General features: G+C 53.7%; 7 protein-coding genes and 6 pseudogenes. 9 read left to right on the top strand and 4 right to left on the bottom strand.

All coding sequences use genetic code 11. The features are described 5' to 3' along the window. Positions 1–34: 34 nt before the first annotated feature. A pseudogene (locus tag OQZ28_RS16215) lies at positions 35–1,969 on the top strand (amino acid adenylation domain-containing protein); the annotation flags it as partial. A 102-nt stretch (positions 1,970–2,071) separates the two neighbouring features. Continuing rightward, positions 2,072–2,237 (top strand): annotated as a pseudogene (locus tag OQZ28_RS16220) (IS3 family transposase); the annotation flags it as partial. A 28-nt stretch (positions 2,238–2,265) separates the two neighbouring features. On the opposite strand, the pseudogene OQZ28_RS16225 reads toward OQZ28_RS16220, so the two are convergent. Beyond that, positions 2,266–2,615 (bottom strand): annotated as a pseudogene (locus tag OQZ28_RS16225) (transposase); the annotation flags it as partial. Positions 2,616–2,689: 74 nt separating this feature from the next. Between OQZ28_RS16225 and OQZ28_RS16230 the strand changes: the two are divergent. The 4 genes and pseudogenes from OQZ28_RS16230 to lpxD form a co-directional block, all read left to right on the top strand. Next, positions 2,690–3,304 (top strand): annotated as a pseudogene (locus tag OQZ28_RS16230) (transposase); the annotation flags it as partial. Between the two features lie 117 nt (positions 3,305–3,421). Beyond that, positions 3,422–3,571, top strand: a pseudogene (locus OQZ28_RS16235) (hypothetical protein); the annotation flags it as partial. A 77-nt stretch (positions 3,572–3,648) separates the two neighbouring features. Next, positions 3,649–3,867 carry an ATP-binding protein gene (locus OQZ28_RS16240; protein WP_458136636.1) on the top strand — a complete coding sequence of 73 codons (219 nt, stop codon included), beginning with the start codon at positions 3,649–3,651 and terminating at the stop codon, positions 3,865–3,867. 207 nt (positions 3,868–4,074) lie between these two features. Further along, positions 4,075–5,094: a UDP-3-O-(3-hydroxymyristoyl)glucosamine N-acyltransferase gene (lpxD, locus tag OQZ28_RS16245; RefSeq protein ID WP_458136639.1), complete on the top strand. Its 1,020-nt coding sequence runs from the start codon at positions 4,075–4,077 to the stop codon at positions 5,092–5,094. Positions 5,095–5,255: 161 nt separating this feature from the next. Here the strand turns inward: lpxD and OQZ28_RS16250 are convergent, their stop codons facing one another. Both OQZ28_RS16250 and OQZ28_RS16255 read right to left on the bottom strand, forming a co-directional pair. Next, positions 5,256–6,452, bottom strand: a complete 1,197-nt coding sequence (locus tag OQZ28_RS16250) for a serine hydrolase domain-containing protein (protein WP_458136640.1) — start codon at positions 6,450–6,452, stop codon at positions 5,256–5,258. 188 nt (positions 6,453–6,640) lie between these two features. Next, a complete protein-coding gene (locus OQZ28_RS16255) occupies positions 6,641–7,480 on the bottom strand; it encodes a hypothetical protein (protein WP_075595596.1) in 840 nt (279 codons plus the stop codon). Positions 7,481–8,021: 541 nt separating this feature from the next. On the opposite strand from OQZ28_RS16255, the gene OQZ28_RS16260 reads away from it, so the two are divergent. The 3 genes from OQZ28_RS16260 (at position 8,022) to OQZ28_RS16270 (ending at position 12,043) form a co-directional block, all read left to right on the top strand. Beyond that, a complete protein-coding gene (locus OQZ28_RS16260) occupies positions 8,022–8,816 on the top strand; it encodes an IS5 family transposase (protein ID WP_458136637.1) in 795 nt (264 codons plus the stop codon). 962 nt (positions 8,817–9,778) lie between these two features. Beyond that, positions 9,779–11,206, top strand: coding sequence for an FAD-dependent oxidoreductase (locus tag OQZ28_RS16265; protein ID WP_075595597.1), 1,428 nt, complete (start codon positions 9,779–9,781; stop codon positions 11,204–11,206). A gap of 588 nt (positions 11,207–11,794) precedes the next feature. Then, entirely contained in the window at positions 11,795–12,043 is a 249-nt protein-coding gene (locus tag OQZ28_RS16270) for an SDR family NAD(P)-dependent oxidoreductase (protein ID WP_458136638.1), read from the top strand. On the opposite strand, the pseudogene OQZ28_RS16275 reads toward OQZ28_RS16270, so the two are convergent. Continuing rightward, a pseudogene (locus OQZ28_RS16275) lies at positions 12,032–12,174 on the bottom strand (IS630 family transposase); the annotation flags it as partial. The gene OQZ28_RS16270 and the pseudogene OQZ28_RS16275 overlap by 12 nt on opposite strands.

Below are 12,174 nucleotides of genomic sequence, written 5' to 3' on the forward strand. Positions count from 1 at the left end.
ACAACAAGCATCCCAAACCGGGCCTCCATTCAGCATGAAGGCCATCGTGAACCCGTTTCTCAGAAAGGGGTCGTTTTTGGCTGCCTGTCCCCCTTCCGAAGGGGTCACTTTTCCATGCCGCTTAACATCCGAAGAGCAGCAGCGTCGTATTGCCGCCGTCAATGAGACGGCCGGGCTCGTTTCATCGCAAACTTTACATGGGCTGTTTGAGACGCAGGCAATCGTGCAACCCAATCGGTCTGCTGTAATCACGAAGTCCCGCACACTCACATACGGAGAGTTGGACGCGATGGCACGATGCCTTGGTAGTCGCCTTCGTGCACTCGGTGCGAGGATCAATTCGCCTGTCGCTATAGTAATGGACAAAGGTTGGGAGCAGGTGGTCGCGGTCTTGGGGGTTCTTTACTCCGGTTCGGCCTATGTGCCAATCGACGCGGGTCTTCCTGCGGAGCGTCGCAGGCTACTACTGGAACGAAGCGGAGCGAGGCTGGCGTTGGTTCAGCCCTGGCTGAACCCCGATGAACTGGGGGGTATGGTTTGTCTCATAGTCCGGGACGAAGAACCAGTCGACGAGATTTCGCCGCTGGAATTTGTCCAGAAGCCCACCGATCTTGCTTATATCATCTATACGTCTGGATCTACGGGCGAGCCTAAAGGAGTTATGCTCGATCATCGCGGTCCAGTGAATTATGTCTTAGATATTAATGCTCGTCTTGGGATAGGATCTACGGATCGCACATTCGGACTATCGTCTTTGTCCTTCGACCTGTCCGTCTATGACATGTTCGGAATATTTGCGGCTGGTGGCGCTCTGGTGCTGCCTGAGGCCGGGGATGCAAAAGATCCCGCATTATGGGCGCAGTATCTTCGACAGGGTATAACGGTTTGGAACTCGGTACCAGCGTTGCTGGGGCTCCTCGTGGAGTATGCCGAAGGAAACCACGACTTAGTGGAAGCCATGGGCAGCTTGAACAAGGTAATGCTGAGCGGGGATTGGATACCCGTAAGCCTGCCAGATGCTTTCCGGTCCCAGGTGGCTGATGCTGCAATCATCAGTGTGGGGGGTGCCACTGAAACGTCCATCAACTCAATCTTGTATTCGATCGGGCAGGTGGACCCTGCATGGTCAAGCATTCCTTGGGGCAGACCGATGGCCAACCAAACGGCCTGGATCCTTGGCCCAGATCTAGAACCGTGTCCGACATATGTGCCAGGAGAAATTCATATAGGCGGATGTGGTCTTGCGCAGGGGTATTGGAACGATGAAGAACGAACGCGAGAGCGGTTTATCTTACACCCCCGCACTGGAGAACGGCTTTATCGCACCGGAGATTGGGGCCGCTGGTTGCCCAACGGGGACATTGAGTTTTTGGGTCGCCGCGATCAACAGGTTAAGGTGCATGGTTATCGTGTCGAACTCGGTGAGATCGAGTCATTACTCGAGCGACATTCCGACGTTCGACAGGCTGTGGTGGTGGCGGTGGGCGATCGTGAAAAGCGGCTGGTCGCACACGTTGTGTTGGATGGTTCGGGCGAGCGCTTTTTCACCGACAGCCCGTCGCCTAGTTCACACCTGAATGAACGTCATGAGTCGGTCCCGGTCTCGGGAGCACAGTCCCGCGACATTCTCGCGCTGCGGCAATACTGCCAGAGAGTGCTTCCAGGCTACATGGTGCCGGTGCAATTTCGAATTTGTGAGTCACTTCCGCGGAACGCCAACGGGAAGGTTGACCGAACAGCGTTGGCCAAAGCTAATTGGCACGAAAATGCGACAGTGATCCCGCCCGTAGCTCTTCGCGCTGAAATGATCGATATCTCGCCCGATGAACTCAAGAAGATCATCATGCGAGTCGCAGTCGAGACATTTTCAGTTCCGGAAGTTCAAATCGAAACTCCATTTACTGATCTTGGTGTTGACTCGCTGTTGGCATTGAGGTTTCGTGACAGGCTCGGACGAGTTCTTAACCGCTCTCTGCCGGTAACGTTAGTATACGACTACCCTTCAGTATCGTCTCTCGTGCGCGCTTTGATGCCGGATCAGCCGCCTGTAAAGGAGCCGACGAGCGACAACTACGCCAAATTTGAGGTATCAGCGGCGCGGCGGCTTAAGGTTCTGGAAGAGGAGAACGAGAGACTGAAACGGCTTCTGGCGGAGAGCGCGTTGGACATCTCGACACTGAAGAAACTGTTGGAAAGAAGTCGTGACGCCTAGCAGGCTGTCGGTTTGGGTAATGTGGCAGTGATGAGTGACGAAGGCGCCGTTGTTTATGCGGCGGTCAGTCGGGTGATCCTGCGGCAGTTATATGTGAGGGCGGCAAGGGGCATTCTGTTGCGACGTTTGCGAGGCGCCGGAGGTGGAATCGGGTGAAGCCATGGCGTCCTTGATGATACCGGAGACCGGTTCGACGGTCTGCTTGCGTAAGGCGTAGCGAGTGTTTGCTGGAGCCTATTGCAGCTTGACTTTCATTTTCAAGCGCAAGGGCTCGGTGATCCAACGGAACTCTCTGGGCAGTGGCTTCGGTTGGAGGTCATAACGGTACCGAGCTACGGGACCGTCCGATGGCAACCTCCGGATTCACGCCCCTGGCCTGAAAGGCTTCGACGGCCTTGCGGCTCTACCCATCCTGAAGGACTTCCATGCCTGGGCGATCTCCCAGAAAGCACGGGTCTCCGGTAAATTCGCGCTGGCCGGGGCTATTTAGTCTCGGAAGCCTGGGTCTATCGATTGCTCAAGGCCCATGACCTGATTATCAGCCCGAAATTCATCGTCATCAAGGCGACAGAAAGCTTCCACACGAAAATGAGAATGCCAAACCAGATTTGGCAGACGGATTTCACCAATCTCAAGGTCATCGGCTGGGGATGGTTTTACCTATCGACTATTCTTGACGATTTCTCGTACTATATCATGGCTTGGAAACTGCGTAAGAGCATGACGGCGTCCGATGTGATGCAAACGTTAGAACTGGCCTTACAGGCGTCAAGCTTTGATCAGGTCGCAGTCAGGCATAGAGCGCGCCTGTTGTCCGACAATGGCCCGTGCTACGTCGCCGAAGACCTCGCGAAATGGCTCAGTCAGCACGCGATGGATCATGCCCGTGCTGCCCCGAACTCTTCCCAGACACAGGAAAAGACCGAGCACTGGCATCAGACGCTCAAGAACCGCCTGCTTCTTGAGCATTATTATCTTCCAGACGATCTCGAACGCCAGATCAAAGCATTCATCGATAACTATAACCATCGCCGGTATCACGAAAGCCTGAACAATCTCACACCCGCCGATGTCTGGTTCGGGCGGGGACAGACTCACCCGTCTACCGGTTTTTTGAGACACCAGATAAGCGCGTGAGGAAGGCGCGAGGGTGCCAGAATGACGAACGACCTGAAGAACGAGACGAAGAAGCCCGGACCTGGCGGACGGATGTCGCGTCGCCCATATTCCGAAATCTTTCGACGACGGACACGTGAAGGGCACCTCACGGAAAATATCCGTTTCTACGCCCGTGCCGCGCTGCTGATAGTCAATAAGATCGGATATCTCTCGAACACCAGCGGCGGCACCAATCTGTTTTTCCGGTTGATGAGTGCCCGATACAAAAAGGGACCGATGATCCTGACTTCCAACCGGGGGGTGCCAAATGGGCCGACGTGTTTGGCGATCCCGTCGTCGCAACCGCGCTTCGTGATCGTCTCCTGCACTATGCCATCGTGCAGATCGAGGGAGCCAGCTATCGGTTGCGTCAGCATGTCGACACGGTACCGGAACACACGCGGGTCATGCCAATCTTACGCCGCCTTCGCAGCCAAAACGCTGCGGCCGCCAACCCGGAAGAGGAACTGACGATCAAAGATATGGCTGCTCCCTAGCTCGACAAACTGGGGATTTTTAACCCAGCACCTTTGCAGGCTTTTATCCAGCATTCACAATGGGTTATTAAGTTTAAAAACTGTCCGAATGGAGGGGCCAGCTCTTGATTAGCTTTTCAGTCGAAATTAAAGCTTGTAAGCTAGTGCGCCTACGCATGCGCATAAACTGAACCCGGAAAGGTATTTATTGTGACGAATTTCAATAGTATGGGCGATCCGCGTTTCTTCGTCAATACGGGTCCCTATACGCTCGCTGCTGTCGCGCAAGCCCTTGGATGTAAGGCACCTTGTCGTGAGTTGGTGGTAACGGGACTCGCCGGGTTGGAGAATGCGGGGCCACACCACCTGAGCTTTCTTGGAAGTAAGAGGCTCGCGGCAAAACTACATGAAACGCGTGCCGGCGCGGTGCTGGTCCGAGAGGACATGGCGTCCCGAGTTCCGATGGGCTCTACGGCGATAGTCGTGGAAAACCCCTTCATCGCCTGGGCAAAGGCTGCGGCTCTCTTTTATTCGGTGCCGGAGGTTGTCGCCGGTGTCCATCCAACGGCGGTTATTGCACATGACGCGGTTGTAGACGCAACTGCGCAAATAGGGCCGAATGTCGTGATAGGTTCGCACGCTGAGATCGGCCAACGCTGTCGTATTGATGCTGGTGCGATAATCGGTGACGGCGTGGTGCTTGGCACTGACTGCCGAATCCACGCGCACGTTAGCATCAGCCATGCGGTTCTTGGCGCACGCGTGACCCTATTTCCAGGAGTGAGGATCGGGCAGGAGGGATTTGGATTCACGCCGACGGAATATGGGTTCTTGACATTACCTCAACTGGGTATCGTAGTGCTCGGCGATGACGTGGAAATCGGCGCTAACACCACAGTCGACCGGGGTGCGATGAGCGATACGGTTATTGGCGCCGGCACGCGCATCGACAATCTCGTGCAGGTCGGTCACGGCGTGCGAATTGGGCGGTGCTGCGCGATTTCTGGGCATGTAGGACTATCCGGCTCCTGTGTGCTCGATGACTATGTCACGATCGGTGGCCAAGCCGGACTAGCCGATCACGTTCATGTAGGGGCAAGGGCGCAGATTGGCGCGAAAGCGGGGGTCATGAGCAATATCGCACCGGGAACGACCGTGCTTGGTTCGCCGGCACAACCGGTGCGTGAATTCTTTAAGGAGGTTGCGACACTACGGAGACTGGTACGAAGCGGGGGCAACTCGAAGTGATCGCACCTCCACGAATGTGCAGGTGCTCTGATATTACCCGGCTTTGGCAGACACCGTTGTTTGGACTGGAAAGTCAGAATGGTCGATAAAGCTATTACCGCCGTTTCGCAGTGCAAGGTGAACCAGTGCACCGACGAAACTCGGGGTCATTCGCGCGTTTACTATTTCGTTCTCGCGGCTGTATAGGCGGCGTCCACTAGTCCCTGCCCTCGTTCATTGAGCAGTGGTCCCGCGCCCATACGGTTCATCGTATAACCAAAGGCCATCCCGATTTCTGGATCAGCAAAACCAACGCTACCTCCCGTGCCGACATGGCCGAACGCGCGCTCGCCAATCCGAAAACTGAATCCGCCCGCCAATCGGTTGTCCATGCCGACCATGAATCCCATCCCGAACCGCATGGGTTGTAATAGTGTCGCATCCACGTAAGTGGCAGATTGGCAGCGCCCCATACGCGCCACTGACTCCACCGAGAGAAGCCCACAGCCGGCACGTGCGAGCGGCGCATACATCCCGGCTAAGCCACGTGCGTTGGTCACGCCGCTCACGCTGCCAAGTTCAGCCGCGCGCATCGCAGGCGAGCTGAAGTCCGCACCGCCGGTGTTGCTTACAAACAGTTCTGGCAGGCTACCGGGCTGGCCAACTACTGCTTGAACGAAGCGCGAAGAAAGGTCGACTTCCCCAGGATCACTGGCGATCATCCGCGCAACGCGTGGCTCCTCAGACTCCGGCAAGCCAATATAGAAATCCAAGCCGAGTGGCCCGGCGATGCGCTCGTGAAAATAAGCGCCTAAAGGCATACCCGCCGCCAACCGAACGACATTTCCGACAGTCCAAGCGAATGTGAGGCCGTGATATCCTTGTCTCGTACCAGGCTTCCACCATGCGGGTTCGGTAGACACACGCTCCACCATGTATTCCCAATCCAGCATACCGTTGGGCCGTATTGGTTCGCGTAGATGCGGCACCGGGCTTGTGTGGCCCAACATCATTGCAGCAGTGGTGCCCGCCTTACCGGCTTGCGCGAAATCCGGCCAAAGCCGCGCAACGTCCTCATAAAGATTAAGTCGTCCTTCTTCGGCCAGAATATGCGCGCAGAGTGCTGTTGCACCTTTCGTACAGGACAATACCGTGCTCAACGTGTCCCGTTTCCAAGGGCGCTTTGTCGTCAGGTCCGCCACGCCACCCCACAAATCCACGACTGGGCGACCGTGCATGATGACACAGACGCTGGCACCCACCTCGTGTCTACAAATAAAATTTTCGCGAAAGACATCGACGAGCTCGGAAAAATCAGGATCATAGGTGCCAGCAACTTGGAACCCGTTTGAAACCATCTCGTCTAGCGTCACCTCCACCAAGAGCGTCTCCTTTACAGTTCTCCTCGAGCTGAGCGAGCGGACAATCCGGCCCCGGCACATTTCTGAGGAGTGAACCTCCACATCCTGTCGAAGACGCTATGGTGAATGGTCTAGACGTGGCATCAGCACTAGTGTTAGTAGCAGGGATGACCATTCCATCAGCGTGACGATGTCGCCTGAATACATCAATTGGGCAACTCTGTGAGAAGTCGCATAACGAGCTCGCTGGCGCACATTTCATGCTTATCGGCTTTTGCGAAACACCGCTTCACCGCGTCCCACAGTACTGGAGTGTTCTCCATCAACTGACGTTTCCTTGGGCCGCCTGAGGTAATCCTTTCCAGGCTTATCGGTCCCTTTGCTCGGAGCCTCCGAAAAGAGATAGCGACTCTCTCCGTCAGGGCCGTGTCCTGAGTACGATGAATTATGTCACCTCTGAGCAGCAGTAGATCGCCCACATCAAGCTCAGGTGTGACAGCCAATTTTTCTATATTTATTGGCATTGTCTCCCAGGTGTTGTCCTCATTATAGAGAACAACGGTCTCGTCTTTGCGTGGCCAGAAGTGCGTTGCACCGCCCCCCACAAGTTTTGAGTAATACTCCGGTGCATGAATCTTGAGTTGGTCAAAAGGCACAATACTGACGTTTGATTGCTTTTGATTGCCCTTTGTTATCGGAACATAGAAATTCAGATAGTGATAATGATCTTGAAACAAGAAAAAACTTTCGAGATCCTGATGCCAGCTGAAGTTTATTCCATTTTCGATCGAAAAATAAAGAGCATACGAAGTCATGTCCGCATCAATTCCAGTCTCTGTGCGGACAGTTTCACTAATCGCCTTCAACTTCTGTTCAAAACGCGGAAGAAGCGAATATGCGGCAAGTTTAGCATCGTAATTTGCTATCAACGTTCTATCCGGCGTACTTTCGTAGTCGTTACGAATAGCACTCAAATCTTCTTGAGAAAGAAACCCACGTAATACCACATATCCTTTGGATTCCAGATCTAGCCACGTCCCGTCCATGGAAATCACTCCTTGTGCGAACGATTTGGGGCAAAAATCGAGTATTCACCATAGCACGTCAATAGCGAAAAGCGCAAGCTTGGTAAGGGAGAATATGCCGGAAATTTAGCCCATCCGGCGGGCTATATTCCGAATGTGGTGCCTAGATGCGAAGAGTAAAGCCAATTTTGCAGCGGAACGATCTCCACAACAACAAACTATCATCTTATCGGACGGATGAGAGGTGGACCCGCCCATTCGGACGGGTTTGTTGACTTAGCAAGCTATACCCGGTTGTCGTCTATGTCGCCATTCTGGCGGCGTTGGTGTTGGCCATTTGGTCCCGAGTTAACCCCGGACGAGATGGCGTCGGCACGTCATGATAAGCCTCACCGGCGTGCGTCCAGCGGGTGCTGAGTGCAGACGCTGCCCGGTATAATGGGCGATCCGGGACTGTCGGGAATTTATGGAATGGCCCGCCCCTCAGTGTCTGACCGAAAATGAGCTGAGTGATTTCAGCAGGTTATGATTCATGGGTTTGCGAGAACCTGATGAGATCAAGATGGCCTGGACTGAAATCACCCGAGCGCAGTATCGCCGGGACGACCTAAAATATGCAAGCGACCTGTGCGATGCGGAGTGGGCGCTGATTGCGCCGCTGATGCCCGAGAAGAAACGACTGGGCAGACCACGACGTACGGATTTACGCCGGGTCATGGAGGCGATTCTCTATATCGCCACGACCGGCTGCCAATGGCGGCAGTTGCCCCGGCACTTTCCGGCCTTCACGACCGTACAGGGCTATTTCTACCGTTGGATCCGCGAGGGACGATGGGAAGCCATGAACCATATTCTCGTGATCCTGTCGCGTGAGCAGGACGGGCGAGACGCCACGCCTTCAGTGGGCATTATCGACAGCCAGTCGGTTAAAACCGCTGAAAATGGCGGCCCACGCGGTTATGACGCGGGCAAGAAGATCAAGGGACGCAAGCGACATATCGCGACCGACACGCTGGGTCATGTCGTGGCGGCTGTTGTACATCCCGCCGACATTCAGGATCGTGATGGTGCGCCGCTGGTAGCGGTCAGGATACGCTCATTGTTTCCCTGGCTTCGCCATCTGATCGGTGACGGGGGATATGCTGGCGAGAAGTTGCGTGGTGCGCTGGCTGAACTCGGCCGATGGACGATCGAGATCGTCAAACGTAGCGATCGGGCCGAAGGCTTCGTCGTCCTGCCCAAACGCTGGATCGTGGAGCGTAGCTTTGCATGCCTCGGACGCTGCCGTCGCCTCAGACATTCGATGAACACGTTGTCCGGCAAACGAGCGCGCCCATCCATGCTGGTGCGAACCTGACGTCATTCCAGGACCTCGGTCGCCCGAGGCGTTGTGAATTGTGAACTGTGGACGCCCTTCTGTATTTCAAGTGGCGTATCTCGATGCATTGATCTCCGTACCGACCAGCCAAGGCGAGAGCGCTTCGAAAAACCGGAGAATTCACCCCGCAGCAAGCGACGGCGCACGAGAGCATTCAAGATTATCGTTCCCATGCAGCCGAAAAACACTCTTGGCCAAGTCAAGGCCAATCGTCGAAATCGTTCCCAGTTCCCAGTTCCCAGTTCCCATAGACGGCTTCACGCGTTGCAGGCGGCAACGATCTCACCCTCGCAAATTCCGTGCGGGAGCCGTCCACAACATCACCTCTGTTCACGATTCACGGAGCGACGACCCCGCGGCGATATGCTAACCTCAAAACAATTGACACGAATGTTGTGATTGCGACATCATGACGTTCACATGTAGAATGTTGTCGAGTGTGCTGTTTCACCATATCTCTGGGAGAAAGTACGACCATTCTAGAGCTGAACTTAAAGGTAGGGGCGTGCTTGCGGCAGCGATGTGGAGCGAACGTTTCACTTCTTCCGAAGCGATTCGATAAGGTACGGTCGTCGTTACCTTGGCGCATGGAGATGCGTATCATGGATAAACATTACCTTACCCTGCCTGATCGACCAAAGGGCGGGACTCGCCAGCCGCATGGTGTTGTCCGTCGAGCAGAATGCAATTGTCTCGAAGTCCAGGTGTTGGGGTTAGGTTAGCAGCTCTCTGCTATGGCTTGGTGCACGTCGTTCTGCATTCGGGCCAATCAACATCACGCTCTGTCAAAATAGTAATCACGGTTACACACGAAGAAATTCACCATGCTGCAGCGGCCCACCGGATTCAGCTTCCGACTGCTTTAAGGAAATGAGAAAGGGGCATCAGAGTAATGTTTTGCGGAAAAACCACAAATTATTCGAAGAAAAGTTGGAGAAAAGATGTGTAAACGAATAGCGATTATTGGGGCTGGTTTAACAGGAATTGGCTGCCTGACCGAATTGGTCAATGCAGATTATAAAGTGCGGCTGTATGAACGTAATGATGACATAGGCGGTGTTTGGCATCCAGAGAACTGCTACTCTGGATTGTCCTTGCACGGCGCATCGGCAACCTTTGAATATCACGATTTTCCGCTTCCTCAATCCGTTGACAAAGCTAGACCCATCTCGGCGCGCGAGGTCTACGAATACTTAAAAGCATACTTCTCTCATAAGTCGTTCTACAATTACGCGGAATTCAACACAGAGGTGGAGAAAATTTCATACTCCCGGAGTTCTCGCGTTTACACATTGCATATGCGGAAACGTGGAACCAATGAGGCTCGCGAGGAGCAGTTCGACTATGTAATCTACACTCATGGCTTCAGCGCAAGAACAGTCCCTAGCATTCCAAACTCCGCCTCTTTCGCCGGAAAAATATTTCACTCCTTTGACCTTACAGATTCGAAACTCAACGATCTAGTCGAGGCAAGAAAGAATGTCGTTTTAATCGGAGGCAGCAAAACTGCAACAGATCTGATCCTCCGATTTAATCGTCACGGGTACAGGGTACGTTGGCTATGCCGTAAGAACTATTGGTTTCTTCGAAGCGAACCTTTGATAGCTATAACCGAGGCCCGGATGGCAGGCACATCTTGGGGTGGATATCGGCGACTGGGGATGTTCATCGGTAGCGTTGTCGGTGGGAAGTCACCGCGCCTTCATCTCGCAATATGGAGGGCATGCGGTCTACTTGACACATACGGGGCGCGCCATTGGGACTTCAGAAAATTCCACTGGGGCAGAATTGGCGATAACGCGATGTCAACGCTTAGACAATACTTTAAAGGGCACGGCCTGATCGGCGAGATCAAAAGTTTTTTTAAAGACGGGATTACGCTTGAGGATGGTAAAAATATCGAGTGCGATACGGTCGTCTTTTGCACGGGTTCCAGTCCTCATAAAACTCTGCTTTCAATCGAGCTTGACGACGAAGTCTTCGACTTAGCCGGAGTTACCCGGATGTATAGAGAACGAGTTATCCCGGAACTACCTGGGCTGATATTCACTGCGTTTCACGTGTTCACGTTTGGGGTTGTCAATGGCTTAGTAACAGGAAAGTGGGTCTTACGCTACATTCAAGGTGGGTATGGCGAGACATACCTTCATGATCACTCCAAAATGTACGATCCACCTTTTTTTTCGAGGCCGAGCTTCCTGTTCGATTCCTCTAGGCCCACGAATGTGAGATCTGCAGAGGTTTTAACGGAATTTTTCGAAAGCGGAGAAATATCCACCAGAGATTATTTGAGGTGGCTATGGAGTATAACATCCGCCCCGAGCGGCGTTTTACCGCTTGAGATCAACGCGCCGACAGAATTTAAATGAATATTATTAGTTCTAATTGCTGCCCCAGACAGCATCTGTCTTGCTGATTTCAACTTACGGGAAAGACGCAGGCTTGCTGCGGGACCGCCTCGTGCGATACGCGACGCAACCCTGTAGGTATGAGTGATACTAAACCAGGTTCTCCGGTACTCGGCGAAAGTGGATTATTTCTGGACGTCGGTGCCTAACGCGTCCGGTGTTTTGCGCCGCACACGCTACTCCGAGGCTGAGCTACGGGGAGCTATGCTCTGCGGTCTGAAATCCTACTCAATACAGCTGCCAAAGTCAATTTACATAATTTACCGTTAAGACTTCAATGAACGGTATACACCTTGACCCGCATGCCCTAACTACGCGATTATCATTGCGAAACGAATTTTACTGCCATTAACCATGTTCCAGAAAGCCCTCAATGGCCTCCAAGCAAACGACCAGTTGTCGTAATCAGGCATCGTAGGTTCGCTGCTGTGGACGCTAGATAGACACTGAGGTGCGTCTTTTCTGCGTGTTCACTGATCGTAAGACTTAATAGAAATCGTCCGAAACTAGACGGCCTTGTTGCTGTCCCTCTAAGAATCGGTCCAATAAATGAACCCGTCATCCCGCGTTGTTGTCATCACCGGAGCGTCATCCGGAATCGGTCGAGCGACTGCCGAGTTGTTCGGCGCCAAAGGTTGGAGCGTTGGCCTCATCGCTCGATCAGTGGAAAACCTTGATGTGACTCATTGCGCAATTGTCGAGGCTGGCGGCGTCGCGGCGACCGCGGCGGCGGACGTGACTGATAGTGCGGCCCTAGAGAACGCGGCAGATACGATTGAAAACGAGCTAGTGTCCTGATTCTGAAGTTTCGCTGATTTTGGTAGTACGGAGGCAGAATCGCTTGACGGCCTGCAGGATGTCGTCGGCGGATCTGGTCCATTTGAAGGGCTTGGGCTGTTCGTTATGGACGGCGATGAAAGCCCTGATGT

The organism is Komagataeibacter sp. NFXK3, assembly GCF_054182245.1.

Bases quoted from the DNA above. Each gene is read 5' to 3' on its own strand.
- OQZ28_RS16265 (WP_075595597.1), top strand. From the start codon at position 9,779: ATGTGTAAACGAATAGCGATTATTGGGGCTGGTTTAACAGGAATTGGC.
- OQZ28_RS16270 (WP_458136638.1), top strand. From the start codon at position 11,795: ATGAACCCGTCATCCCGCGTTGTTGTCATCACCGGAGCGTCATCCGGA.
- lpxD (WP_458136639.1), top strand. From the start codon at position 4,075: ATGGGCGATCCGCGTTTCTTCGTCAATACGGGTCCCTATACGCTCGCT.
- OQZ28_RS16255 (WP_075595596.1), bottom strand. From the start codon at position 7,480: ATGGACGGGACGTGGCTAGATCTGGAATCCAAAGGATATGTGGTATTA.
- OQZ28_RS16260 (WP_458136637.1), top strand. From the start codon at position 8,022: ATGGCCTGGACTGAAATCACCCGAGCGCAGTATCGCCGGGACGACCTA.